The following is a 25,009-nucleotide window of genomic DNA, read 5'->3' as shown; positions in this document are numbered from 1 at the left end:
CCTTGCGTGAGTCGGAGGTCCGCTTCCGGCCGATTGTCGAAGTCTAGCCTACACACCGGTAAGCAGCCGCTCGGTCATCAAGATGGGGTGCCCAGCTTGGGTTCGGTGGACAATGGGGCATGACCGCCGACCAAGAGAACCCGACAGTTTGGCCCGACTTCATGGGTGCTTTGGAGCCGGAAGCATCGGAGAGCCCAGTTACTGCTGCCGCTCCAACAGACATCGCCGTGCTGAAACCTTCGAGCGATCTGCCGGCTTCGGTCGCGGCTTGGTCCGGGGACTGGTCAGGATGGGCCGGCCAAGGCCGGAGCTACGACGTCAAGCTGATCGTCGAAAGTCTCTCACGGAACGAAGCTACGATCGTGTGCGTGCGAGCGTCCGGCGACCAGGGTGTTTTTAGCGAACGCGTGCTCGCTCAGGTTCGCGGGAACGAACTGCGAGGCCGCCTGACAAACGGCGCAAGCCTCCAATTTCGGATGAGAAATCCGGATGTAGTAGAACTTCTGTGGCGCGAACTGGACGGTCGCTGGATCGCTGGGGTCCTATCACGGCCGAGTGTTGAAGAACAACGAATCAGCGAACGCGTGCCCACCGAGATGTTCGAACGTGGCGAGCAGATCATGCTCGAGATGGTGACGTTCAAACCGGCCGGGCCGGGTCCTTTCCCCACGCTTGTGTTCAATCATGGTTCGACGGGTATCGGAAACGATCCGGCGCTGTTTACCAGCACGGTGACCAGCCCGGCGATGGCGAAATATTTCAACGATCGTGGCTGGATGGTCGTGTTCCCACAACGACGCGGGCGCGGAAAATCAGGCGGCCTTTACGACGAGGGATTCGAACCAGATCGGTCGCAATACTCAGACGATCCCCAATACGCACTTCCGGGATTCGAGCACGCGCTGCTAGACGTGGCGTGCGTTGTCGAGCACTTGCTTACGCGGCCCGATGTTGATCGTGAGCGCCTGCTGATTGGCGGGCATTCTCGGGGTGGCTTCCTTGCATTGGCATTCGCAGGAGCGCGACCGAAGCTCTTTCTCGGCGTCCTCAATTTCGTGGGAGGCTGGGTTGACGAGCAGGGCCCCGCATCCGAGATGATCAATCCCGTGATCGCCAGGAGGGGAGCAACATTTCCCGGACCTACCGCATGGCTCTACGCTGAAAACGACCCCTTCTATAGCGTTGCTCACAGCCGCAGGAACTTTCACGCCTTCGAAGCCGCTGGCGGTCAAGGGCAGTTTCATGTGCTCGAAACTTTGTCGGGGCAGGACGGCCATCACATCGTTTCCCTGGCAGGCCTGTGGGCGCCGGTCGTAGATGGTTTTCTGGGGCGCATCGGCAACCGAAGAAGTCAAGCGGAATAGTGGCCCGCGCGCGCAGAATTGACCGGTGAGCGCAATCACATCGGATGACCGCTTTCGCGCAAATGCAAAGTCGGGTATGGGCCCAAAGCGGACATGACGAAATATTCCACGATGTATATTTCGGGCTCGTATGAAAACTCTGTTTCATAAAACCCATCTTTAAAACACCACGATCTTTTTGTGATGTTAAGCAAACCCTCCCCTAATTGGAGGGTTTTTTTATGCCCGAGCGATTCATCCGATGAGTAATTCGGAGGAGGGCAGAGAATCAAGTCTAATAGCCAACGCCCGCTTTCGGCCAAAAGCAGCCACTCGCGCAATCTACTTGAAGCAGTCTCTGCTACAAGCCAACACGTTTTATATATGAAAGGGATCTGTAATGGATTGGGTGAAAGAAATCGCTATTGCCGTTCTCGTAAAGCGAAAAGTAGCCGACGCGGATGTCGAGCATGTATGGGATCACGCCTTCCCGGGCGTTGCAGCAACTGAGCAAGAAATTGGCGATATTGAGGCCCGCCTCGGATTCTCCCTCGATGCCGAGCATCGTGCATTTCTTTTATACGCAAATGGATGGGACTGGTTCTTTCAATCAGTCGATGTGTTTGGCACGTCAGACTTGTTGGAAGGGCCTCGGTGTCAGCGAGCTGAGGAGCTATTGAAGAGCTTGGAGAGTTTGAGTGATCTTTGTGGATTCAGTAGAGATGAATTGCTTCCTATTGCAGTCTCTAGGTTCAATACAGATGTCTTCGCAATATCGACATCGCGATCTCACTCACCTGGCACAGTTCTTTGGTTTGCTGGGCAAGTGATCGATACGTTTCCGAGCTTTAGCGAGTGGTTTCTCTCGTTGATGGACTACAACCGGAGCGAGTATCGAGCTTTAATTGAGGGGAAATAGGAACGAGAGTGTGTTTATCGTTTCAGGTGTCGTCACGGCTTCCGACCGAGGTGATTGTCTTGATACTTCTGCTGCTGGTTTAGTCGCAGGGACGGAGCTCCGGCTCTGTTCCTCTTCTTATACCTACGACGGTAGTCGCCGGCATTATTTCGGACCGGGCGCGGAGGGCGCCTTCTCCACGCCGATAGACATTTTCAACGCAGGAATAGGATTGCCAGTGACGGGGTGCGTATTCCGGTCTACTTGACCATCTGTGCCGGGAATTGGTGACCAGCAATATGCAAGATTCTGGTGCTGACCACTGAAACATCGAACCGCCCCTGCAGGGTGACGTCAATTGCGAGCCTTAGCCGAATTGGTACTATCGGCCATGAGCAGACCTACGGTCGTGGCTCCCAATCAAGCGTGAGAGGCAACCTCTCGATGTCGATTCATGACCGTTGAAAGCGATATGTTTGAACTAGCAGCGGAAAGCTATGCCTCTCTGACCCATCTTTTTAGGCCGGAGCATGTCGGTGCAGAGGTCGCGGGTACGGTCCTCGCGGGTAATGCGCGGGGAAAGGTGTTCGTCAGAGCTCAGGATGACTTCCGAACGGCCTTCGTCTACGACAATGGTTTTTGCGTACTCGCAGGCTCGGTCCCGAATCCTGATTTTGCAAGAACCTGCCTTCGATGGCTCTACGACTATCCGCACCAAGATTTCTTCATCCTCTACCCGAGTCACGATGGTTGGCTGCCGATCCTAGATGCAGCCATGACCGCTTCAACGCAAAGAGTCCAGCGGGTTGCCTTTCAGCTTGACAAGGACAGCTTTGAGGCGCTTCGCTCCGAACCGCTTCTTCCCACTGGCATACGCGTGACCCCTATGGATGCGGCCATGATGCGAAAGGTCGAGGCCACTGTGTACCCTTGGATAGGTGGCACTTGGAAATCTCCAATCGACTTCGAGGAGCGCGGTGTTGGAATTTGCGCATCGACAGACGAAGGGGTCGTTAGCCTTTGCTACTCGGTCTTCGTGTCCCACGGCTGCCACGCCATCGACATACTGACGGTTGAAAAGTTCAGGGGCCTTGGACTGGCAAGGGCCGTCGCATCCACCTTCATAGACGAATGCGTCCAACGCGGCGTGCATCCGACCTGGGATTGCTACGAGAGCAACTTGTCGTCCATGCGCCTTGCGCAAGCGCTAGGTTTCAAGGCAACGCACGATTTCCCCGTGTATTCATGGCAACGGCAGAGCTAGCGATTTGCTAGCCGCCATCTCAGCATACGAACGGCCGCTTCAGAGCAGGGGCGAACAGCCGGTTAGGGCCCAAAGGGGCAGTTGATTCTTCTCCGAAACCGACATTCGGTGGTCAACACCAGCGAAGTGGTCAGCTCCTACCAGTTCGCTCCCTGAGCGGCACAGATCGCGAAGTTCACTCCAGCCGATTGCCGATGTCCCGCCTACGTACCCGAAAGTAGTTGCTGGTCAAGATGGAATCGCCGTCCGCAGACACACCAGAGCAAAGAACCTCGGACGCTATTGACGCCCGCTTAGAACCACGATCATGGATCACACAGGTGTGGGCTCGGTGTCTAGCGGCCCATAAGAATCGAACTGCAATCTCGTGCCAAAGCAGCGTTGGAGCTCATAGGCGAACTGCTCCTGGACGCATCGATCCGGTTAGACAACAACCCTGCGGACAAACCGATAAGAGCCCCAGAGGGCGAATGGCCACACAACGATGAACGCACCGGTACCGTACAAAAAAAACGCACCGACAGCGACGAGACCCAACCCCAAGTCGTCCTCTCCCAAGGGTGGTCGCTCTCTGCCCGCGTAGTACTCCCGCTCCGCCACCGAGGCCCCGAAGGTTGCAGCAGCGAATGCACCAGGCAGTGCAATCAGCAGCGAGAGCAGGAGGGCCGCTGACCAACGCGCAATGAACTTGAGCGATCGTCCCATGCCGTCTAACGTTTGACATGAGCTGCATGACCCGGCTTACCGGGGCATGTCAGCTCGATGGAAGGGTTAGGCGTCATTTTCGCGTCCAGAGTCGCCACACCCGCTTGGCCAATGTGGGCTTGCTTCCAGATGCCGAATCGTTGCCTCGCACGCCCTGGATTGAGCTGCCCTCTTGATCGCATTGACTCAGTTCCCCCTTAAGAGAAAGCAGATTCAGGATGTGCTCTTCTCTGCCTGAGTACCGAATGCATCGGACTTCTGATAGGCCAATCGCCTCAGCCATAAGTTGCTGTTCCTGCAAGTTTCTTGGCTGCTGGCAGACATAACAGTGCGAAGCCTCATCGTCGTACCGCAGGAGTTCGGGTACTGCTTCGAACGGGACCAGGCATGCGACGCAGCAGCCGTCTTCAACGTAGAAGTCACCAGGCACGTTCAACGGATGACGGTTGTGTTGTGGCATATGTCTTCGTAACGCCTAAGGTCGGAAATGACCGGCGGGCCATACGTAGGCGAAGCCCGCCGCGAGAACGTCCGTGTCGATCGACTTGTTAGACCTCAAGCGCTCCCCTTGCACCGGCCCGTAGTGACCGTTTCATCAACGAGACCATTTGACGCTACCAGCCGGCGCTGAACTTGGAAGTCTCCGGTCTTTCGATCAAGCCGCCCCTTCTCTGTGACTTGACTGACACGATCCGGGGTCAGGCCGGAGTGCTCCCAACTGACTATGTCCCCTGTGACGGCAATCGGCTTGTCACCTTGGCTTGAGCCCATGACCTTCCGCTCGAAGTCGATGTGATAGATCATCTGTCCCTGGAGTTGAGCGCCACCCGCCAACGCCATAGCGGACGTACAGGTAACGGTTCGCTTCGTGACGGACAGGGCATACAGAACCGCGACTGCGACCACTGCAACTAGAGCCACGGTCAATGCGGTTGTCGAACGAGCGCTGAGTGACATGCTAGAGGTCTAACGCAGAAATGACCGATGGACAGTAGGCTGGCGCAAGCCAGCCGATAGGGCGTCCGCGTCGATTGCCATATTAGATTGCCCCGAGCACGAGCGGCGCTGCACGGCCCATGAGTTCGGAATGATCTACTTCGCCGAGATTCGAAATGAAGCCGAACGAACCGCGTTCTTGAAAGGCTTCTGCCCATTCCCGTAGTTGTTCAATGAGCCAGTCGGGGCACCCGTCCAAAACGGCCAAACTCTTGGTTTGATCGAGGCGGATGAGAGCCGTGAAGGTCGCGTCGGATCTCATGGCGCCCAGCTCCAGAAATCCGTGCTCCCGCTCCAGCCGGTATGCCGATTCCACGGCCTCTTGAATCTCGGTGTCCACGTCGCCTCCCGTGCAATCTAACGTAATGTATACCGCAAGGTCTGCGGTATAACTTGGCGCTTGCGGTAAAAGCTGGCTGCTAAAAACCAACCAGGTGCTTGTTATTAAAAGACTGATTGTCCAATTTGAGTTTCGTTTAGCTCGATAAAAAGGGGATCAAACTCCGCAATTCGATTTAGGCATACGGTCTACCAAAACTTCCACCATGGCTTTGCCTCAACGTTCCCATCCAGGCCGGAGGTCGAAAATCTCGCCATTTCAGCCATCCTCTCTGATGGTATGAACAATGGAGCCGGATCTCCTTCTGAGTCCGGACCGACGATAGCTCCGGGAGCGGTACCACTCTTCCACACCGTGTTCGCGTTTGGATCAAACGTCAGCCATCTGCAGGGCAGGGTGGGGCCTTGGTAGAAGTCAACAACGCAAAGGTCTCTCCACATCCGCTGACCGCCTTCTTCGGTGCGAGAGCTTAGGCCAAGAGACTCCCACCTTTCGACCAATGACTGGATGTCGATCGGGTTCATTGCGAACTCGACATAGAGGTGCTCATCGAGCCAGAAGGACTTTCCGCGACTGTTACCGAATTGCTTCAGCAGGCCGGAAAGCCCTCCCTCGATAGAACTCTTGTTGATGTTCTCGATCGGTACAACAACGCTCAGGAATTTGACTTTGACTGCCATGAATGAACTGCCTAACGTGCTTGTGACCGGTGACCAAGGATAGGATGCCTTTGGACGTCCGTGTCGGCTTGCTGGGTAGGTCGCGCGCTCACAGTCAGAGACCCCTCAGCGTGCCGGAGAATTTCCCGCACGCGCAGGAATGGAACCCAACTGAACCCTGCCATCGAAATGTGATCGGTGATCCACACATATCGCAACGAACTTTTGACGATCCGCCACCGCCTGCCTCTTCGCTCGCCTTAAAGAAGATTGCGCGATCCTCGGCCAAGAGCCTTGAGCTTTCAGACTCTTCCAGTTCCCACACTTCAGTGCCAATCGGAACATCTTCCTTTCCTACACCGCGCAGTATGGAGGTCCATCGTTTGGCAAGTTCAGGGGGCGCGGGAGGAGACTGATGCGTATGAGTAAGGGTCAACCTGGCTTGCACTCGCTCTCCCGAAGGCTTCCGAAGTTCGACCGGGAGACTTCCGATACCCGTTACTTCCTCTCGGAGTGGGCCTGGCACTATGACAAGACCTCTCCCGGTGACTTGGAAGGTGTCTTCGACAAGAATCAAGCAACGCATAGCGATCTAACGTAATGTGTACCGCAAGACCTGCGGTATAACTTGGCCGCTGGAAACCCACCCAGGTGCTTGTTATTAAAAAACTTGTTGTCCATTTTGAGTTTCGTTCAGCTCGATAAAAAAGGACCAACCCCGAGAATCGATTCTAGGCGGACAGTGTGGTTGCCGCCTCCTCAATATAAATGAGCACAGGCCATACAGTCGATTCTGTTGGGTTTGACCATCGCTGCCTGTAACCCAGCCCGGGTCAAGATCCGATGGCCTGGGCGCAGCGATAGTTTAGCCAGGAGTGGGAGAGGGGGCGTCATCCAATTGACGGATATGGCCACGCATTCGAGCCCTGTGTTGTTGTCAGCTTCGGATTACGATTGCCGGCATGACACAAAAATCCAAAAACAATTCACCCGCCGCGCGAGCCGCTCAAATACTTAGCTTCACCTTTGTGCCGGTGAGCCTGCTCCATCTGCTTCTCGCGCTGTTCCGTACCGGCGATGCGTACATGATCCGGCATCTGTCGGGGCAGATGGGCTTCTGGCTCACGTTGATTGGCTCCCTGTATGTGGGCGTGCGAATCACGCAGCGCGATGAGGTCGCGTGGTGGGTCGGGCTGGCAGGAGCCGGCTTTCTGCTGTATCAGCGCGTCGGTCCGGTTGAAGTGGCGCTTCGTGAAGGATTTGTGTTTCTGCCTCTTGGCATCACCTTGCTTTGGCTTGCCGCCTTTGTCGCGGCGCTTGTGGTGATGCGATTCGGGCGCAAGGGCACCGGTAATAGATAGATGCCACGATGTATATCCCGGACTCGTTATTACTACTATGTAGGTAGAGTCTCGTTGCCACAACGCCACCATCTTTGTGATGTTAAGCAAACCCTCCCCTAATCGGAGGGTTTTTTTTCGTCTTGGCTGACCTACATTTAGCCCACTGACTCGCCCAGATACCACCGGATCAAGACTGCGAGTTTTCCCTTCACCCTTGGAGAAAATATGTCGCACAAAACCCTGCATTGCGTGCTCACCGCCCTTACCCTTACATTGGCCGCGCTGTTAACAACAACGCAGGCCATCGCAGCTCCTAAAACGAAAGACAAGAACGGAACCGTCAAACCCGCGGCGGAAACGCTCCCACCGTTCTGCACCGCGCCCCCCGGCGGCGAGCCACCCGCCGAGCCACCCACTTCCTGCGTTAGCGGCACGAAGGCGGTTTATATTGAGGCGTCGGTGATGTGGGCGTGTTGCAGGAAAAATCCCAACGACTCTTAGCCTTCCGGTACGTCCGCATCGTTCTCGCCTTGCGAGACTTGACATCAGTGATCCGTACCCTGCGGATTAGTAGGACATGGTGCCGGGCGCAGACAGCAAGATGAGAGAGAGAAGAAACGCTCTGCGGTTTCGGGCTCAGCTGCTGGCGGAAAGATAAAGATGCTCGTTCTCAGGCTTCACGGCGAGCCACTTACCGACCAATTCGAGTCCGCGGCCTTCAACACGTATCGCAGCGTGGTGACCATTGGGAACAACGTCAACCATTCTTCGGAAAAATTCGACTTCGACAATCGTCAATGAAATGCTCGCGATGTCCTCAACCGTCTCGCGCGAATTCTCGCCATCTTTCTGAACTCTTGGCTTCGCCAGCAACTTGGTGAACGCCGTGCCCTTCGGAATGTCGTACGCCCCTGCGATGGCAAGGGCCGTGTGTTCGGGGCCTGGTTGGCAACCGACATTGGAGGTGTTCGTCACGACAAGACGGCCGTCCTCAAGTTGTTCACGAACCCAAATTTCGAGGCGCATGGTGGTTTTCTGAGATTTAACGTTGGCGCTGTCCGGCATGCAGCCAGCGCCGCGAAGCGGCCTGTTACCGATGTGTGTCCGTGTCGACCGACTTGTTAGGTCTCATCAGGCGCCAATGGGAACGTTCCACTGAACATGACCAGCCCCTTCTCGTACTTTGGTTCGTCTACTTCGACTTGCCCGGATACGATGCGGTACGGATAAATCAAGAGAGACACGCCGCCCGCGGATTCAATTTGCGTTGCAAAACCTCGTGCTCCGCCAGAGGACTCCACCTCAGAGACAACTGCAGTTGCAAGCACATCACCAACGGTGACCCAACCACGCAGCGTCTCGACGGTCTTATCCACAAGGTCGGACCACTCCATTAGAGGGTTCTCATCCCGAGGGAAATACGTCTTGGGGGTGCTGTCAGGTCCTTGCAGGGCGAGTCCAAACGGCGGCACCGTGCTCATCGATTTCGCGAGATGGACTGCCAGTGCGTGGGACACGAACACTGCAACCTCAAGTGGGTCGGGCGTTGAAGTGCTCATCGATTTTGAGTATGAGACCTACCCACGCGGAGTGTGTCAATGATAAGAGCCGAAATATCTGCCTGCTTCAGTGCTTTCAGGTCGTCATATGTGGCGAGAACCGTGCCCATCATTTCTCCAGCGTCGTTGAGTCGCCTAACGCCATCTTTTGAAGAAACAATGAAAGCGTTCGGTTTGGCAGCAGGGTTGTTAGGGGACGCGACGACTACAAGTGAGCGACTATCGCTGCAGCTGTACACATACCACTCCGTTCCTCCGTACTGCCTGGTGAGGGGGCCAGTCTCACAAACATTGATTGGCTCGCCTTTCGGTTGGCACAAAGCGAGAGGCGTGAAGCCCAGGAAAATCATCGTGACGAGTAGTGAGTTCAGTTTCATATGCCGCCTAGCGTTGGAGGTTCCGGGCACGCGCGCACAGCGGCGGCCTGCTGTGGTGCGTCCTTGCCGAGCGAACTGTAAGGCCTCACGGTGCGCTCCATGATCAAGATGTGCACCCTACCACTTCAATCTCAACACGCCTGTTCGTGACAGGATCGATGCCAACCGGCTGGAGGTCGCCCTTGGCTTCGATATGCGTAACAGAGCCAAGCTCTGGATGGACCCTGAGAACGTGTGCCGCCACAGCGGCAGCGCGCGCGTGCGACAACAATGCTTTGTCCCCGGCTTCGGAGTGGTCCGCATGGCCCACCACCATGTACAACGCGATTGGCCGACCCCATTTGGTTCGTGTGGGGTCCACGATTCGCTCAACGTCGCCAAGGCCTACCGTAGCCGAGTTCGCAGCGAAATGGACGTCAATAGCATACCGGCACGGTGATCGTGCGAGGACTGCCGACGGCCCAAGAACGAGTCCGACAAGAAGAGCAATGGAGCAACGCGTATTCACGTGGGGCCTAACGAATGTGTACTGAAAAGTCTGCGGTACAACTTTGCGCCTGCGGTTTGACCGCGTCGTCTATCTCGAACAGGTCAATGCTCATGCGATTTAACGTAAAAATGACCGGACCACCAACATAAGCGGCGAAGCCGCCTCCTGCTGTTGTGGGTCCGCGTCGATTGACAAGTTAGATGGCTTTACTGTCATAGCGAATTTTCCATTCGTTCATGATTTTGCATACTTCCTCGATGGGCGTGATGTAGTGATCCGCGATGGCGCCCTCGATTCCGGCTATAGAAGATGCAAAGGCTCGCGCGGCTTGCTGTTTAGTGCATTCAGGGCTGAACACGATGCCGATCATTTTTGTACCGTGCATCTTTCCCACGTGAAATCCTTCGACTTCGGTCCACTTGAATGCTGAGCGGCGTGACATGGCTACTATTTCGAACCCCTCTTGGTCGAGCCGAAGGTACGTTGTGTTCGGGCGCATCATGAGCAGCGACACCGGAATGCCTAACCCAAAGAAGCCAACGCACAACCAGCCAAGTACTGACTTCTCGGTGATCATCCAAGCGCCGAGAACAACGAAGCAGATGCACCCGAGAAACAGCAATAGTGCCTTCTTGAGGCTGGCCTTGAAGATGAGTTCGTCCCGCATGTGGCTGCCTTCTAACGTAAAAATGACCGGACCACCAACATGAACGGCAGAGCCGCCTTCTGCTGTTGTGGGTCCGTGTCGATTGACAAGTTATACATGCGCGTCTCTAACTGCTGCGCGCCTTGCGGCTGTAGTCGCGCTTGAAGCAGTCGGCAATCCATTCTTCGATGCGGTGGCGTGGCGCCGCGGGTTCTCCCTGAACTTGGGTCCGCAATCGCGCCATATCCTGACTGGCGTCGCGGGCCTCCACAAGGCGTCCCTGCTCGAATACCAGTTCGTGCACATGCTGATACTTCCACGCTGGGTGAAAACCCAAGTGCACGTAGAGTTCGCGAATGAAGTCGCGACCGAGCAATAGACCGCCCGAGTAGGTCAGAGGCAGGCCGACATTGCTGAAGTGCCAGCTGCCAAAGAACGCCGTCTCCCGTGCTCCCACAATGCCGTTGAGATCGGGAGGTTGTAGGCGTTGAGTAATCGGCGCCTCGCCCGGCTGATGGTTCACCCATAACTCACACAGGCGCAACTGGTCGTCTTTCACCTCGTAGCCGCACACGTATCCACGATAGCAGGCAGTACTCGCCATCACCGGTCGATAGCCAGCGCTGGCTGGCGAAAACGGCTCGTCGTTGCTGAAGGCGACGAGCGCGTGGTTCTCGCCAAAATACGAAAATGAATCTTGAACTTGAGCAGTCATGAAGCCAATGCTACCTCTTGGCACCTGCGAAGGGAACGGCCACCCAAAGAGGCGGCGACATTTGCACTGACCGTATAACGTGAAGATGACCGGACCACAACACACGCCGCGAAGCGGCCTTCCTGCAGTTGTGGGCCCGTGTCGATTGACATGTTAAACCGCGCCTTCATTGAGCGCCTCAAGGAATGCGCGACGCAGTGCATCGACTTGTCCGGGAAGGCACTCATTCGCCGCCTCCGTTGCGTTCGATGGACAGTCTTCGTACTTGAGATCGTACGTGTAGTTAGGCATCGTGAATTGATCCGCGGTCAAGTCAACACGCTCGCCCGCGATGCGGTTGTAGAAATGATTCCCGGTCCCGTGCCAGCCAGTCGTCCGGAGGATCTCGCCACCGAAAGTCTCCTGAATCACGATGGCCGTCTGTGCGCACTGGCCATAAGACGGATACGCGCTCGGCGAAAAACAGACGCTAGTCTCCGCCGACCAACTGCGCTCAAACGCAGCGCGTACCTTTCGGAGGTGGGATTCGTCCATGGTCACAAGCGGTTTTACGTTTGAGATGAGAGGCGGCGTCCGGCTTGCCGGGTGACCTCCTCTCGATTAAAGGGATAGGCATCAGAGTTGCCAGAACTGCCACCATCGTTTTGGAGCGCTTTTCTGGATACTTTTAACTTCTGCAGTGTCCTCCTGCCTGGCCTGTTTTGAAGTTTCGACTCGATTCCATGCTTTCAGCTTGTCCCGCTCGAAGTACCCGCGTGTGAACGGCTTGAAGTACTGATCTTGTCCGAACGCAATGTTCATGGGACGAAGTATTTCAGTGATATCTGCCTCATTGGGAGCTTCATCAAAGGTGGCTACGATTCGACTACTCCGAACGTGGAAACCAGAATTCGTGCAGGTGCCACCAAAGCAAGTGACTTCGATGTAAACAAAGACTTCATTAGGGAACTCGGCGGATAGCGATTGAAGGCCCGCCTTGACCTCCTCTATCTGTTCGAGAACCTTATCATAGGCATCCTCTCCTTCAGTTGGATGCAGGTCATCTTCGTTTGGGCACCGGATGATGAACCCGTCCATTTGCTCCTGCTCGTACTTGGCCTCACACAACGGCCAGAGCCGCAGGGCGGCCTCTGCCGCTTTGGGCGATTTTGTTAAGAAGCCGCGAAAGACGTAACCCATGCCAAAGCCCCTTCCGAGATTTCTGATGCCCAACGCAATGTAGACGCAAGGTCTACGGTATAACTTGGCGCCTGCGGTATAACCTGGCCGCTGGAAACTCACCCAAGTGCTTATTACTAAAAGACTTATTGTCCATTTTGAGTTTCGCTCAGCTCGATACAAAAGGGGACCAAACCCCGCAAATTGATTCTAGGCGGACAGCGTGGTGGCCGCCTCCTCAATATGAACGAGCACAGGCCATACCGTCGATTCTGTTGCGTTTGACCATCGCTGCCTGTAACCCACAGCTCGGGTCAGGTACGGTGAGACGCAGGCGGCATACCGGCCAAGCCGAAGGCCTTCTACCCGTGCGAAAGAATCACCCAGCCAACCAAGACCACAGCGATGATCACCAGGGCGAGGTATCCCAGATTGCGCTCACTGTTGCGGTGCTTTTCCACACACGGGGTGCAGTAGAGAAAGGTATCGCCTTTGTAGTGCGGCACCGGAAACAGAAGCCCACTCGAATCGCAGGCATAACAACGCATGGCTCGGTTGCGTTTCTTTCCGCGTGAGTCCCGGTACACCTGCATCACCAGGGCAATGACCGGGAAGACCCCAAGGGCGATAACCACAAATAAAACGACGGCTAGTTCCATGGGCTTATTAGAACGCGCATTCCCTCGCCGTTGAAAAGCCGCTGGAGGACTACGCCAGGAAGTAGGGGTAGAAGAGAATAAGGCGCGGTGGCCCACAATAAGGCCACTCTCCATCGCCCACACCATCAACCGGACCGCGGCGCCGTTTTTCGCCGCGGTCACCGAGCGGGAACAACAGACATGACACATTTCAAGGAAGTCGCCCTCCAGCACGCCAGCCGCCTGGTCAACCACGGCCCCACGGTCCTGGTGACCAGCGCGCATGGCACGGCGCGCAACGTGATGGCCGCGGCCTGGTCCATGCCCGTGGAGTTCACGCCGCCGCGCATCGCCATCGTCATCGACAAAAAAACCTACACTCGCGAACTCATCACGGCCAGCGGCGGCTTCGGCATCTGCCTGCCCGGCATGGCGCTGGCGGCCCTGACGCATGCGGTCGGCAGCGAATCGGGCCGCGCGGTCGACAAGTTCGCGCACTACGGGTTGGCGCCCCGCACTGGTCCCGTCCTGGGCCTTCCCTTGCTGGAAGAGGGCTGCGCCGCATGGCTGGAGTGCCGGCTGATCCGCGAGACGCACACCGAGGACGCCTACGACACCTGCTTCGCCGAAATCGTCGCGGCCGCTGCCGATGAACGTGTGTTCCAGGCGGGGCACTGGCGTTTCAACGACGGCAACACCGAACTGCAGACCATCCACCACCTGGGCGGCGGCAACTTTGTCAGGCCCGGCGGAATGTTTTATGCCGGTGACGCCGCAATGGCGAGGCCGCAGCCCAAGCCAAAGCCCGACTGACGGCTTCCAGAGTTTTTTTCCAAGCCCTGGCTCGGTAGACGGCCGGGTGCGGGCGAGCACCACGCATTGCGGTCTTAGCCGCTTGCGGGGTTGCCACCCTCCGGATCCGCCCCACGCACCACCAGCACGGGCACGGGCGCCAGCCGCAGGATCTGCTCGGCGCCGCTGCCCAGCAGCACACGCCCCAGGCCGCGCCGACCGTGCGAGCCGACCACCACGAGGTCGGCGCCCCAGAGCTTGGCGGCTTCGGCGACGGCCTCGCCCAGGCGCTTGCCGGGCTCTTCGAGCAGAACCTGGCTGGGCTCCACGCCGGCCGACTGGGCAATGGCCGTGGCGTCGGCCAACACCTTGGCGCCGGCCTCGCGCACCATGCCCACCAGGTCGCCCGACCAGCTGCCATCGGGCGCCATGCCGCCCAGGTAAGCCATTTCATTGAGGGCATGCAGCAACCGCACGCTGGCGCTGGTTTCGCGCGCCATGCTCAGGCCGGCGACCAGGGCCTTGTTGGCGGTGTCGCTGCCGTCCACGGGGATCAGGATTCGTTTGAACATGGCCAATACCTTTGGTCTGGAGTTTCGATAGCGGCAGTGTTGATCGATTGGGAAGAGGCGGTATTGATGTGTGTCAAGCAGTGGGGTGATGAGGGCGGCTTGATCCAGGTTGGCTGGAGGCCTGGCCGGTCCAAATGGCGATGGACGAATCGTGGATCAATCTGAGAAGAACCGGATGCGCTTCGCGGGCAAGAAAAAAGTGCTTGACCTTGACCCTGTGGGAAGGTTGATAGTTGCTTCATCATCACTTTGAAAGGACATGCCATGGTCACCTTCCAGGTCAACGATATGACCTGCGGACACTGCGCGAGCACCATCGCCAAGGCGGTCGCTGCAGTGGACAAGTCCGCGCGCGTTGAGGTCGACATCCCACGAAAACGGGTGCGCGTCAGCGGCGAAGCATCAGTGACGGATCTGACCGAGGCCATCCGGGACGCCGGGTATACGCCGCAAGAGGTCCAGGCAGAGTCTGCCCGGGCTGTCCGGACGGCAGGCGGCTGCGGTTGCGGCTGTGGTGCCCCAAAACCCGTCCCGGTTGACGCAGGTCAAGCGCCTGCATCGGCCGCTGGCCCATGCTGCGGATAACTCAGGAGGCTACTATGGACCAGCATCACGCACGCCCTTCATTCTGGAAGACGCCCTTCGGCGTCGTCTCCACCATCGTCGCCCTGGCCGCGAGCGCCTACCTATGGGTCGCACACCGGGATCACCTGCTTGCGCTGCTGCCCTTTGCATTGCTGGCCGCCTGCCCGCTGATGCATATGTTCATGCACCGCGGCCACGGCCACGGCGGGCAATCGCACGCCGGGAGCCAGGACAACCATGGCCCGCGCAAGGGCTAAAGCGGCCGAGCTCGCCTCGGGCCTGGGCGCCATCGTTCTGGGCGCCGGCCTGGCCCTGCTGGCGCCGGACGCCTTTCGCGGATTCGCAATCCCCATCCTCGTGGCCGGGATCCTGGTACACGGGACGGGCATGACCCTCAAGCACAGGCTGGAAACTGCCGAGCGCGAGCCGCTGTGGTGGGAACGAGCGCTCTTCTGGTTGTGCTGGCTGTGTCTGGGTGGATTGGTTGGCTGGATGCTCGTTCGGCTGTACACGACCTGAGTCCACTCGCCCGGTGCCCGGATTCAACTGAAATGAAAAAGCAGGAGTAAGCATGCAGCATCAACACCCGACCCATGGGGAGCATGGACATAGTCACCAGGCGCAGGACGTAGCCACTCCGGCTCCGGTCGACGAATACACCTGCCCGATGCACCCGGAAGTTCGGCAGAACGGACCCGGCAGATGCCCGAAATGTGGAATGCACCTGGAGCGCGTGGGCTCGGCCACAGACCACGCCGCTCATGCACACCAACCGCACCGGGATGTTTCGATGCCGGCAACAGGTTCACGTGCCTCGCCGCCCGACGCCACGCTGAAGGGCGGCGGGAAGGTCGAATACACCTGCCCGATGCATCCGCAGATCCGTCAGATGGGGCCGGGCAGTTGTCCTATCTGCGGTATGGCACTCGAGCCTGTGGTGGCAAGCAGCGACACGGGCGACAGTCCCGAACTGAGGGACATGACCCGCAGGTTCTGGATTGGCCTGGTGCTCACCTTGCCCGTTTTCGCGCTGGAAATGGGCAGCCACCTGCTCAACATCGGCCATTGGGTGCAGCCCCAGACTTCGAACTGGATACAGATGGCGCTTGGCACGCCTGCCGTGCTGTGGGCGGGATGGCCTTTCTTCGTTCGGGCCTGGGCGTCGGTCCGGAACCGAAGTCTCAATATGTTCACGTTGATCGCACTCGGCACGGGAGCGGCCTGGATCTATTCGATGGTGGGCACGCTCGCGCCCGCGCTGTTTCCGGCTGAACTGCGGGGCGATCATGGGGCGGTCGCCATCTACTTTGAAGCCGCCGCAGTGATCACTGTGCTGGTCCTTCTCGGCCAGGTGCTTGAACTGCGCGCCCGCGAGAAGACGTCGGGCGCCATCAAGGCCCTGTTGGACCTGGCGCCCAAGACCGCGATCCGCGTCCGTGCCGACGGATCGGATGAAACGGTTCAGATCGACGCTATCCAGGTCGGTGAGCGGCTACGGGTTCGTCCCGGCGAGAAGGTGCCGGTGGACGGCGAACTCACCGAGGGCAAAGGAACCGTCGACGAGTCGATGGTGACCGGCGAACCCATGCCCGTATCCAAAGCGCCGGGTTCCAAAGTCACCGCCGGAACGATCAACCAGACGGGCGGCTTTGTCATGCGTGCGGAAAAGGTGGGGGCCGACACGCTGCTCTCCCAGATCGTGCACATGGTCGCGGCCGCACAGCGCAGCCGCGCGCCCATTCAACGCATGGCCGACCAGGTCGCCGGGTGGTTCGTTCCGGCTGTGATCGCGGTGGCCATGGCCACCTTCGCCGTGTGGCTGCTGTGGGGCCCCAGTCCCGCGCTTTCCTATGCCCTGATCACCTCCGTGGCGGTCCTCATCATCGCCTGTCCTTGTGCGCTGGGTCTCGCGACGCCCATGTCCATCATGGTGGGGGTTGGGCGCGGTGCGCAGCATGGGGTGCTGATCCGCGATGCCGAGGCGCTGGAGCGCATGGAGAAGGTTGACACCCTGGTGGTCGACAAGACCGGTACCCTGACCGAAGGCCGGCCCAAGGTCGTGCACATCGAGCCGGCCGCTGGATTTGAACCTGACGACATTCTTCAGAAGCTCGCGAGCGTCGAACGCGCCAGCGAACATCCACTCGCGATGGCCGTCGTGGCCGCGGCCCAGGATCGCAAGCTGTCCTTTACGGAGGTGACCGATTTCGACTCTCCGGTTGGCAAGGGCGTTGTCGGCCGTCTTGGCGGGATCCAGCTTGTGAGCGGGGCGGCCAAATTCCTTGCCGAGCAGCACATCGACGTGTCGCCGCTCCAGGCCGCGGCAGAGGAACAGAGGACCCGATCCGCGACGGTCATCTTCGTGGCGTGGGATGGCAGGCTGGCAGGCTTCGTCGCTATCGCCGATCCGATCAAGCAGACCACGCCTGCCGCCCTCCATGCGCTGCGCGAAGCGGGCGTGAGAATCGTGATGCTGACAGGCGACGGGAAGACAACTGCCCTGGCGGTGGGAAAGCAGCTCGGAATCGACGAGGTTGTGGCGGAGGTGTTCCCCGAAGACAAGGCGAAGATCGTCCAGCGTCTGCGCAGCGAGGGACGCATCGTGGCAATGGCGGGGGACGGCGTGAACGATGCGCCGGCGCTGGCCGCCGCGGAAGTCGGCATCGCCATGGGCACCGGCACGGACGTCGCCATGGAAAGCTCGGGGGTGACGCTGCTAAAGGGCGACCTCATGGGCATTGTGCGCGCGCGCCGGCTCTCGCGTGCCACCATGCGCAACATCCGGCAGAACCTTTTCCTGTCCTTTGTTTACAACGTGGCCGGCGTGCCTCTGGCTGCCGGGGTTCTCTATCCGTTCTTCGGCTGGCTGCTATCACCCATCATCGCGGCTGCGGCCATGGCGCTGTCGTCGGTGAGCGTCATTGCCAACGCGTTGCGGTTGAGGACGGTACGCGTGGAAGAGGACACGCGCAGCTCCACAAAATGAGCGCCGCTTCTCACCTGGACCCGGCTCTCGAGGCCCGCCGCCGCCTGGGCACTCTCCTTGTCACGGTGCCCAGGTTGCTGAACCGGCACTTGCGGCCAGTGCTCGGGTGGCGCCGTTTCGCCTTCATTCCAAAACTTTTCGCTCTTGCCGGGACTTACAGGAAACAATTTTCCAGGCCGGGCGATGACGCGCAACTGCAGCGCGTCAAAGCTACTTTCCTGTTGGTCGGTGTCCTCTACAACGAACTGGCGAAACCGGAGGGCGCCGAACGCGCGTTGTCGACAACACAATCTTTTTTGCAGGACCTGGCTTGCGCCGTGCAGAGAAAAGCCTACTTCCCGCCGGGCGGTGAGGCCAGGACCTGGGATTATTTTCATGATGCGCACGAGGCGCAGATGCGAGAGGGCTTCATCAGCACGAACGAGAACGACGGCATCCACCGTTCGGACAAACTGGTCACGCTCGACATCGTGCGCTGCCGCTCCCACGAATGCTTCAGGGACATGGGCAACCCGGCAATCACACTGGCGTTCTGCCGGTCTGACGAGACGGTGTTCAACGAATATTCGCCGATCATGCGCTTCCACCGGGGTCCCGTACCGGTTAACACGATTGCGCGCGGCGCGGCGCGATGCACGTTCATCTACGAACGAGAGTCGGCCTGAAGCACGGCGCAGAACGCAGGTTCGGCAGCCTGAAACTCGCGGTTTTCAGCCGCGATCTTCACAGGCAATTGATTTACGTCAAGGGCTGACCCCGTCATCCGCCATACCCTTCGCTGGTGGCCGGTGCCTGCGCAGCGCCCGACCGCAGCTTGTTGCGCGCAACCTTACAAGGAGCAGAACCATGTCCGGCAAAACCCTCATCGTTTGTTATTCCAACACCGGGACATCGCGCCGCGTTGCTGATCTCCTGTCCGGTAAATTCCAGTGGCCGCGCGGGGAGGTCAGCGAAGCACGCTCGCGCGCGGGCACCGCGGGTCAGCTGCGCTGCGTACTGGATTCGCTGCTCAGGCGCCATCCCTCCATCCGTTACGAAGGGCCGGACCCGCGGGGTTTTGAGACGGTCGTGCTGATCGCGCCCATCTGGCTTGCCGAACTGGCCGGGCCCATGCGCACTTTTGTGCGCGACCATGCGTCGGGACTCAAGCGGGTGGCGGTCATCTCGGTGATGGGCGGGCAGGGCGCCACCAACGCCTTCGCGGAGATTGACCGGATACTCGGCCGGCCGCCGATATTGTCGACCTCGTTCACCGCGCGCGCGGTGGACGACGGCAGCTATGCCTCCGGCCTGGAGGCGTTCGGCGGCGCGGTCCGGGACAACGCAAAAAATGAGGAAACGGTGCGGCCGGCGGACTTGTCGCCCAGCGCGGTTTGATGGCCATGGCCTCGATACACCAACTGCTGGTTCCGGTGGATGGCAGCCAGACCTCGGTCAAGGCGCTGGAGGCCGCGATCGAGCTGGCGCGCCTGAACGTTGCGCGCCTGCGGCTGCTTTACGTGATCGACGAGCTGGACTACGTCAATGGCTTCGAGACGGCCAAAGCCTACTGTCAAGAGACACTTCCGCGCATGCGTAGCGATGGAGAAAGGCTGCTGGCACAGATGCGCAGCCTGGCCGGCATGAAGGGCGTGGTCTGTGACAGCGTGCTGCTGGAGTCGGGCCCCGGCCGCCTCTGCGATGTGGTCGCCGAGCAGGCCGGGCAGGTCCACGCCGACATGATCGTGCTGGGTTCGCACGGGCGCCGCGGCCTGGACCGCGTGCTGATGGGTAGCGATGCCGAGCAGATCGTTCGGCACAGCAGGGTTCCGGTGCTGGTGGTGAAAGGCTGATGATCAGCCTCCGTCCGGACCGACCTCGGTGCCGGCGTTACCCGCCAGCATCTCCTCGATCCGGGCGAGCGAGCCTATCAGCGCCTTCTTGCCGGTCTTCAGGACGAAGCCGGTGGCGGCCTGCACCTTGGGCCCCATGGAGCCCGCGGGGAAGCTGTGGCCCTGCAGTTCCCTTGGGGTGACTTTTCCCAGGGCGCGCTGCGAGGGTGTTCCCCAGTCGAGGTAAACGGCGTCCACGTCGGTGGCAATCACCAGGCGGTCGGCCCCCAGTTCCTGCGCGAGCAGGGCGCTGCTCAGGTCCTTGTCGATCACGGCGTCGACGCCTTCCAGGGAACGCCCATCGGCCGCGCGCACCACCGGGATGCCGCCGCCACCCGCGGCGATCACCACGGCCTCATGCTGCAGCAGCCAGCGGACCGGGTCCACGCCCAGCACGCTTGCCGGGAGCGGCGATGCCACGACGCGCCTGAAACCCGTGCCGTCGGGTGCGACATGCCAGTGCATGGCCTGCGCAATCCGCTCGGCTTCTTCTTTCGTATAGACAGGCCCTATCGGTTTGGTGGGCTGCCCGAAAGCCGGGTCGGCGGGATCGACTTCCACGCGCGTGAGCAGGGTGACCACGGGGCGGCCGGGCGGAAGGTGGTTGGCGAGTTCCTGCTCCAGCAGGTAGCCGATCATGCCCTCCGTCTGCGCGCCCAGCACGTCGAGCGGGTAGGGCGCCACCGCCGCGTAGGCCGAGTTTTGCAGCGCCAGCAGGCCTATCTGCGGCCCGTTGCCGTGCGTCACCACCAGTTCATGGTGCAGCGCGACGCGCGCCAGCTGGGCCGCCACGCCCCGGATGTTTTCCAGCAGGTGCTGCGCGCTGAGCGACTGGCCCCGGCGCAGCAAGGCATTGCCGCCCAGCGCGATCACCAGCTTCATGTGAGCGTGGCCACCAGCACGGCCTTGATGGTGTGCATGCGGTTTTCCGCCTGCGTGAACACAATGGACGCGTCGGATTCAAAGACCTCATCGGTCACCTCGATCTCGCTGAGGCCGTAGCGCTCGTTGATCTGGCGGCCGACCTCGGTGTCCAGGTTGTGGAAGGCCGGCAGGCAATGCATGAACCGGGTCCGCGGATTGCCGGTGGCTTTCATCAGGGCGCTGGTGACCTGGAAGGGCAGCAGCTGCTCTATCCTGAGCTTCCAGGTCTCGTCGGGCTCGCCCATGGACACCCAGACGTCGGTGTAAAGAAAGTCCGCGCCCCTGACCGCTTCGGCCGGATCGCTGCTGAGGGTGATGCGTGCGCCCGTCGTCTTCGCCAGTTCGCGCATCTCGGCGACCAAGGCCGGCGGCGGCATCAGCGCGGCGGGCGCGGCGATGCGCACGTCCATGCCCATCTGCGTGCCGCCCACCAGCAGCGAGCAGCCCATGTTGAAGCGGGCGTCGCCGAGGTAGCAGAAAGACAGCTCGTGCAGCGGCTTTTCGCCGAACTCCTGCATGGTCAGCAGGTCGGCCAGCACCTGGGTGGGGTGCGCCTCGTCGGTGAGCCCGTTCCAGACCGGGACATGCGAAAAACGCGCGATCTCTTCGACCACCGCCTGGTGGAAACCGCGGTACTCGATGCCGTCGTACAGCCGGCCGAGTACACGCGCCGTGTCCTTCAGGGATTCCTTGTGCCCCAGCTGTGAGCTGACCGGGTCGATGTAGGTCACGTGGCCGCCCTGGTCGTGCACCGCGACTTCGAAGGCGCAGCGTGTGCGGGTGGAGGCTTTCTCGAAAATCAGCGCGATATTTTTGCCCTTGAGGCGGGCCAGTTCGTTGCCGGCGTATTTGGAGCGCTTGAGCTCGGCAGCCAGGTCCAGCAGGAAACGGATGTCCCGCGGGGAGAAATCCTTGAGGTCCAGCAGGCTGCGGTTGTGAAGGTTAAAGCTCATGGGCTGCTGTCTTTCGGTTTGCTCGGTGGTTTTCAGGCAGCGTCGCGCTCAATCGGGCAGGACATGCAGTGGCTGCCGCCGCGGCCGCGCCCCAGCTCGCCGCTGGGGATGGTGATGACTTCGACGCCGGCCTTGCGCAGCAGGGTGTTGGTGTGGGTGTTGCGGTTGTAGGCCATGACGACGCCGGGCGACAGCGCCAGCACGTTGTTGCCGTCGTCCCACTGTTCGCGTTCGGCCTCGTAGGCATTGCCGCCGGTGGCGACGACCCTCAATTTCTGCAGGCCCAGGGCCTGCGCGAGCACTTCCAGAAAGGGCCCGGTTTCGGCCCTGACGTCCAGCGTGCCGGCTTCATCGCCGGGCCTGAGGCTGAACACGCGTACGGCCTGCACGATTTCCGGGAACACCGTCACCAGGTCGCGGTCGCAAAAAGTCAGCACCGTGTCCAGGTGCATGGCGCCGCGCGACTTGGGCAACTGGGCGGCCAGCACCCGGGTCGCGGCGCCGCGGGCAAACAGGCTGCGCGCGAGCTGGGTCACCGCCTGCGGCGAGGTCCGCTCGCCCATGCCGACCAGCACCAGGCCCTTGCCCAGGGGCATGACATCACCGCCTTCCAGCGTGGCCTGCGGATGCGGCTGGCCGGGGTCGCCCCACCATTCGGTGACCTTGCCCGCGAACGCGGGGTGAAAACGGTAGATGGCCGCCATGAGCTGGCTTTCGCGCCGGCGCGCGGGCCAGTACATGGATCCCAGCGCCACGCCGTCGCCAATCCAGCAACTGCTGTCGCGTGTGAACAGCGTGTTCGGCAGCGCGGGCAGCAGCAGGTCCGACGGGCTTGCGCAGGCGGCCGTGAGGCCGGGCAGCTTGAAGGGCAGGTCGGCCGGTGTCAGCCCGCCGATCAGGAATTCGGCCAGCCGGGCCGGCGGCAACTCGCGCAGCCAGGGCCGCAGGATGGCGGCGGCCTCAAAGTCGGTGCCGGCCAGCTTGCGGTCCAGCAGCCGGTCTCGCGCCAAAGGGTTGCCGAGCGTAACGGCGAGGAGGTCGTGCAGTTCCAGTACTTCCACGCCTTGCTCCGTCATGGCGCTGGTGAACGCATAGTGGTCGTTCCTGGCCTGCGCGACCCACATCACGTCGTCGAACAGCATGTCCCGGCAATTCGCCGGCGTCAGGCGCATGTGCGCCAGGCCCGGCCTGCAGACCAGCACCTTGCGCAGCCGGCCCGTCTCGGAATGGACGCCGGCCATCAGAGGCCCAGCTTTCCGGCGGCCAGCATCCAGCCTGCCACGGCCGCCAGCGCGAGCAGCGCTGCGAGCATGGCCTTTTCGCCCGCGGTAAAGGGCTGCTTGCGGGCCTGTTTTTTGGCGAAGAAGTACAGGGCCGCGCCGGGGGCGTATAGCAGGGCGCTCAGCAGCAGGTATTTGGCGCCTGCCGCATACAGCAGCCACAGGCAGTACGCCGAGGCAAGCGCGGCCACCGGCAGGTCCAGCGGCCCACGCGCACCTTGCGGTGCCTGGCCTTTGCCCTCACCACGCTCACCCCGCGCGGCCAGCTTCAGGCCGTAAAGCGCACTGAACAGGTAGGGCAGCAAGATCATCGCGGTCGACAGCGAGATCAGCGCCAGGTAAGAAGCCTTGGACACCAGCGTGACGATGAGGAAGACCTGCACCATGGCGCTGCTCAGCCACAGGGCATTGGCCGGAACACCCTTGCCGCTCTGGCGGCCCAGCCATTCGGGCATCACGCCGCTGTTGGCCGGCGTGAAGAGGGATTCGGCGGCCAGCAGCGTCCAGGCCAGGAAGCCGCCACCGACGGAAATGATCAGGCCTATATAAATAAGCACGGCGCCCCAGGTGCCCACGGCTTTCTCAAGAACGCCCGCCATGGAGGGGTTCTTGAGTCCGGCCAGTTCAGGCTGTGTGAAGATGCCCAGGGACAGCAGCGAGACGGCCATGAGAAGGGCCAGGCAGATGAGGAAACCGATCACCGTGGCCTTGCCGACATCCTTGCGTTGCCGGGCGCGTGCCGAGTAGACGCTGGCGCCCTCGATGCCGATGAAAACCCACACCGTGACCAGCATGGTGCTCTTGACCTGGTCCAGCACGGAGCCGAGCTTGGCGCCACCCCAGAAGTCCAGGCTGAAGGTGGGCGCCTGGAAAGCGGCCACGGCCAGCACGATGAACAGCAGCAGGGGAATGACCTTGGCCACCGTGACCACGGCATTGACCCAGGCGGCCGTGTTGATGCCTCGCAGCACCAGCGCATGCACCACCCACAAGACGACTGACGCGCCGGCGATGGCCGCGGGGGTGTTGCCCTCGCCGAAAGCCGGGAAGAAATAGCCGAGCGCACCGAAGGCGGCCACCAGGTAACCGACGTTGCCTATCCAGGCGCTGATCCAGTAACCCCAGGCGGAGTTGAAGCCGACGTACTCACCCGAGAGGGCGCGCGCATAGGCGTAAACGCCGTTGTCCAGTTCGGGCTTGCGCAGGGCCAGCGTCTGGTAGACGCGCGCCAGCACCAGCATGCCCAGGCCGGTGACCAGCCAGCCGATCAGGATGGCGCCCGCGCCGGCGCCGGCCGCCATGTTTTGCGGCAGGCCGAAGATGCCGCTGCCGATGATGGAGCCGATGACCAGCGCGACCAGCAATGCCAGGCCCAGGCTGCCTTGGGACTGCCGCACGGTGGGGATGGCCCGCGGCACCGAAGCCGGCGAGGGGGTCGTTGACAGTGTGTTCATGGAATGCTTTCAGGAGGTGAACGGCTACTGGACCAGCAGCACCGGCACGTCGACGTCCGCCACCACGCGCTGGGCGACGCTGCCGAGCAGGGCGCGGCCGAACAGGCCATGGCCGTGGGTGCCCAGGACCAGCATGTGCACTTTCTCGCGCTTGGCCGCCTGCACGATTTGTGTGGCTGGCGTGCCGGCGACCCAGGAGGCCCGGTAGTGGAGACCGTGTTGCTTGAGGAAGCGTTCAATCGGTTTCAGCACTTTGTCGGCCTCTTCCTGGTGCCAGGCACGCACGGTGGCGGCGCCCAGCAGGGTCTTGACGCGCGGGGTAACGGCCGGCTGCACGTTGAGCACGATCAGTTCCGCGTCCGGCCCCATCAGGGTTTCATGGGTGACCAGGAAGGCCAGGGCCTTTTTGGTGAACTTGCTGCCGTCAACGGCCAGAAGGACTCTCATGGTGCTCTCCGTCA

At 60.5% G+C, this 25,009-nt stretch carries 29 protein-coding genes; 13 read left to right on the top strand and 16 right to left on the bottom strand.

Going from position 1 to position 25,009, the window contains the following annotated elements; all coding sequences use genetic code 11:
- Window positions 1–119 precede the first annotated feature (119 nt).
- The 3 genes from AC1D1F_RS09485 to AC1D1F_RS09475 all read left to right on the top strand — a co-directional run bounded on the left by AC1D1F_RS09485 (window position 120) and on the right by AC1D1F_RS09475 (window position 3,505).
- Window positions 120–1,364, top strand: coding sequence for an alpha/beta hydrolase family protein (locus tag AC1D1F_RS09485; protein WP_477697500.1), 1,245 nt, complete (start codon window positions 120–122; stop codon window positions 1,362–1,364).
- A 379-nt stretch (window positions 1,365–1,743) separates the two neighbouring features.
- Window positions 1,744–2,262, top strand: coding sequence for an SMI1/KNR4 family protein (locus tag AC1D1F_RS09480; protein ID WP_477697501.1), 519 nt, complete (start codon window positions 1,744–1,746; stop codon window positions 2,260–2,262).
- Between the two features lie 433 nt (window positions 2,263–2,695).
- Window positions 2,696–3,505, top strand: a complete 810-nt coding sequence (locus AC1D1F_RS09475) for a GNAT family N-acetyltransferase (protein WP_477679053.1) — start codon at window positions 2,696–2,698, stop codon at window positions 3,503–3,505.
- A 778-nt stretch (window positions 3,506–4,283) separates the two neighbouring features.
- On the opposite strand, the gene AC1D1F_RS09470 is transcribed toward AC1D1F_RS09475, so the two are convergent.
- The 3 genes from AC1D1F_RS09470 to AC1D1F_RS09460 form a co-directional block, all read right to left on the bottom strand.
- Window positions 4,284–4,670: a ferredoxin gene (locus AC1D1F_RS09470; RefSeq protein ID WP_477679373.1), complete on the bottom strand. Its 387-nt coding sequence runs from the start codon at window positions 4,668–4,670 to the stop codon at window positions 4,284–4,286.
- Between the two features lie 579 nt (window positions 4,671–5,249).
- Complete coding sequence (locus AC1D1F_RS09465) at window positions 5,250–5,546, bottom strand: hypothetical protein (protein ID WP_477697593.1); 297 nt, start codon at window positions 5,544–5,546, stop codon at window positions 5,250–5,252.
- Window positions 5,547–5,734: 188 nt separating this feature from the next.
- Window positions 5,735–6,226 (bottom strand): hypothetical protein, encoded by a 492-nt coding sequence (locus tag AC1D1F_RS09460; protein ID WP_477679240.1) that lies wholly within the window; start codon window positions 6,224–6,226, stop codon window positions 5,735–5,737.
- 941 nt (window positions 6,227–7,167) lie between these two features.
- On the opposite strand from AC1D1F_RS09460, the gene AC1D1F_RS09455 reads away from it, so the two are divergent.
- Both AC1D1F_RS09455 and AC1D1F_RS09450 read left to right on the top strand, forming a co-directional pair.
- A complete protein-coding gene (locus AC1D1F_RS09455) occupies window positions 7,168–7,566 on the top strand; it encodes a hypothetical protein (protein ID WP_477700709.1) in 399 nt (132 codons plus the stop codon).
- A gap of 207 nt (window positions 7,567–7,773) precedes the next feature.
- Window positions 7,774–8,049, top strand: a complete 276-nt coding sequence (locus AC1D1F_RS09450; RefSeq protein WP_477679339.1) for a hypothetical protein — start codon at window positions 7,774–7,776, stop codon at window positions 8,047–8,049.
- Between the two features lie 135 nt (window positions 8,050–8,184).
- Here the strand turns inward: AC1D1F_RS09450 and AC1D1F_RS09445 are convergent, their stop codons facing one another.
- The 7 genes from AC1D1F_RS09445 to AC1D1F_RS09415 all read right to left on the bottom strand — a co-directional run bounded on the left by AC1D1F_RS09445 (window position 8,185) and on the right by AC1D1F_RS09415 (window position 13,152).
- Window positions 8,185–8,574, bottom strand: a complete 390-nt coding sequence (locus AC1D1F_RS09445; RefSeq protein WP_477696972.1) for a hypothetical protein — start codon at window positions 8,572–8,574, stop codon at window positions 8,185–8,187.
- A gap of 95 nt (window positions 8,575–8,669) precedes the next feature.
- Window positions 8,670–9,107 (bottom strand): hypothetical protein, encoded by a 438-nt coding sequence (locus AC1D1F_RS09440; protein WP_477696971.1) that lies wholly within the window; start codon window positions 9,105–9,107, stop codon window positions 8,670–8,672.
- Between the two features lie 1,063 nt (window positions 9,108–10,170).
- Window positions 10,171–10,641 (bottom strand): STM3941 family protein, encoded by a 471-nt coding sequence (locus tag AC1D1F_RS09435; protein WP_477678229.1) that lies wholly within the window; start codon window positions 10,639–10,641, stop codon window positions 10,171–10,173.
- 106 nt (window positions 10,642–10,747) lie between these two features.
- On the bottom strand, window positions 10,748–11,335 hold the full coding sequence (locus tag AC1D1F_RS09430) for a hypothetical protein (RefSeq protein WP_477678228.1): 588 nt from the start codon (window positions 11,333–11,335) through the stop codon (window positions 10,748–10,750).
- 153 nt (window positions 11,336–11,488) lie between these two features.
- On the bottom strand, window positions 11,489–11,869 hold the full coding sequence (locus AC1D1F_RS09425; RefSeq protein ID WP_477678227.1) for a YunG family protein: 381 nt from the start codon (window positions 11,867–11,869) through the stop codon (window positions 11,489–11,491).
- A gap of 81 nt (window positions 11,870–11,950) precedes the next feature.
- On the bottom strand, window positions 11,951–12,514 hold the full coding sequence (locus AC1D1F_RS09420) for a hypothetical protein (protein WP_477678226.1): 564 nt from the start codon (window positions 12,512–12,514) through the stop codon (window positions 11,951–11,953).
- Between the two features lie 341 nt (window positions 12,515–12,855).
- Window positions 12,856–13,152: a hypothetical protein gene (locus tag AC1D1F_RS09415; RefSeq protein ID WP_477678225.1), complete on the bottom strand. Its 297-nt coding sequence runs from the start codon at window positions 13,150–13,152 to the stop codon at window positions 12,856–12,858.
- Between the two features lie 180 nt (window positions 13,153–13,332).
- On the opposite strand from AC1D1F_RS09415, the gene AC1D1F_RS09410 reads away from it, so the two are divergent.
- A complete protein-coding gene (locus AC1D1F_RS09410; protein WP_477696969.1) occupies window positions 13,333–13,944 on the top strand; it encodes a flavin reductase family protein in 612 nt (203 codons plus the stop codon).
- Between the two features lie 74 nt (window positions 13,945–14,018).
- Here the strand turns inward: AC1D1F_RS09410 and AC1D1F_RS09405 are convergent, their stop codons facing one another.
- Complete coding sequence (locus tag AC1D1F_RS09405) at window positions 14,019–14,495, bottom strand: universal stress protein (protein WP_477678223.1); 477 nt, start codon at window positions 14,493–14,495, stop codon at window positions 14,019–14,021.
- A gap of 264 nt (window positions 14,496–14,759) precedes the next feature.
- On the opposite strand from AC1D1F_RS09405, the gene AC1D1F_RS09400 reads away from it, so the two are divergent.
- The 7 genes from AC1D1F_RS09400 (at window position 14,760) to AC1D1F_RS09370 (ending at window position 19,898) form a co-directional block, all read left to right on the top strand.
- Entirely contained in the window at window positions 14,760–15,080 is a 321-nt protein-coding gene (locus tag AC1D1F_RS09400; RefSeq protein ID WP_477678222.1) for a heavy-metal-associated domain-containing protein, read from the top strand.
- A gap of 14 nt (window positions 15,081–15,094) precedes the next feature.
- A complete protein-coding gene (locus AC1D1F_RS09395; RefSeq protein ID WP_477696968.1) occupies window positions 15,095–15,337 on the top strand; it encodes a DUF2933 domain-containing protein in 243 nt (80 codons plus the stop codon).
- Window positions 15,318–15,599 (top strand): hypothetical protein, encoded by a 282-nt coding sequence (locus AC1D1F_RS09390; protein WP_477678220.1) that lies wholly within the window; start codon window positions 15,318–15,320, stop codon window positions 15,597–15,599. The genes AC1D1F_RS09395 and AC1D1F_RS09390 overlap by 20 nt, the downstream gene beginning before the upstream one ends.
- A gap of 52 nt (window positions 15,600–15,651) precedes the next feature.
- Window positions 15,652–18,066 carry a copper-transporting P-type ATPase gene (locus tag AC1D1F_RS09385; protein WP_477696967.1) on the top strand — a complete coding sequence of 805 codons (2,415 nt, stop codon included), beginning with the start codon at window positions 15,652–15,654 and terminating at the stop codon, window positions 18,064–18,066.
- Complete coding sequence (locus AC1D1F_RS09380) at window positions 18,063–18,731, top strand: L-2-amino-thiazoline-4-carboxylic acid hydrolase (protein ID WP_477696966.1); 669 nt, start codon at window positions 18,063–18,065, stop codon at window positions 18,729–18,731. Before AC1D1F_RS09385 ends, AC1D1F_RS09380 begins: the two co-directional genes overlap by 4 nt.
- A 181-nt stretch (window positions 18,732–18,912) precedes the next feature.
- Window positions 18,913–19,443, top strand: a complete 531-nt coding sequence (locus tag AC1D1F_RS09375) for a flavodoxin family protein (protein WP_477677211.1) — start codon at window positions 18,913–18,915, stop codon at window positions 19,441–19,443.
- Between the two features lie 5 nt (window positions 19,444–19,448).
- Window positions 19,449–19,898, top strand: a complete 450-nt coding sequence (locus AC1D1F_RS09370; RefSeq protein ID WP_477677210.1) for a universal stress protein — start codon at window positions 19,449–19,451, stop codon at window positions 19,896–19,898.
- 3 nt (window positions 19,899–19,901) lie between these two features.
- Here AC1D1F_RS09370 and arcC read toward each other — a convergent pair whose 3' ends face one another.
- The 5 genes from arcC to AC1D1F_RS09345 are packed head-to-tail and all read right to left on the bottom strand — an operon-like array spanning window position 19,902 to window position 24,995.
- A complete protein-coding gene (gene arcC / locus AC1D1F_RS09365) occupies window positions 19,902–20,819 on the bottom strand; it encodes a carbamate kinase (protein ID WP_477677209.1) in 918 nt (305 codons plus the stop codon).
- Window positions 20,816–21,814 carry an ornithine carbamoyltransferase gene (gene argF, locus AC1D1F_RS09360; protein WP_477696964.1) on the bottom strand — a complete coding sequence of 333 codons (999 nt, stop codon included), beginning with the start codon at window positions 21,812–21,814 and terminating at the stop codon, window positions 20,816–20,818. Before argF ends, arcC begins: the two co-directional genes overlap by 4 nt.
- A gap of 32 nt (window positions 21,815–21,846) precedes the next feature.
- The gene (locus AC1D1F_RS09355) at window positions 21,847–23,055 is read right to left on the bottom strand and encodes an arginine deiminase (protein ID WP_477677207.1); all 1,209 of its coding nucleotides are present in this window, start codon (window positions 23,053–23,055) and stop codon (window positions 21,847–21,849) included.
- Window positions 23,055–24,548: an arginine-ornithine antiporter gene (arcD, locus tag AC1D1F_RS09350; RefSeq protein ID WP_477696963.1), complete on the bottom strand. Its 1,494-nt coding sequence runs from the start codon at window positions 24,546–24,548 to the stop codon at window positions 23,055–23,057. The genes AC1D1F_RS09355 and arcD overlap by 1 nt, the downstream gene beginning before the upstream one ends.
- A 24-nt stretch (window positions 24,549–24,572) precedes the next feature.
- The gene (locus tag AC1D1F_RS09345; protein WP_477677205.1) at window positions 24,573–24,995 is read right to left on the bottom strand and encodes a universal stress protein; all 423 of its coding nucleotides are present in this window, start codon (window positions 24,993–24,995) and stop codon (window positions 24,573–24,575) included.
- Between the last annotated feature and the right edge of the window lie 14 nt (window positions 24,996–25,009).

It is taken from the genome of Polaromonas sp. P1_H6 (genome assembly GCF_056405195.1).
The sequence above is the reverse complement of the archived record's forward strand: the minus strand, read 5'-3'. Positions and strand labels throughout refer to the sequence as shown.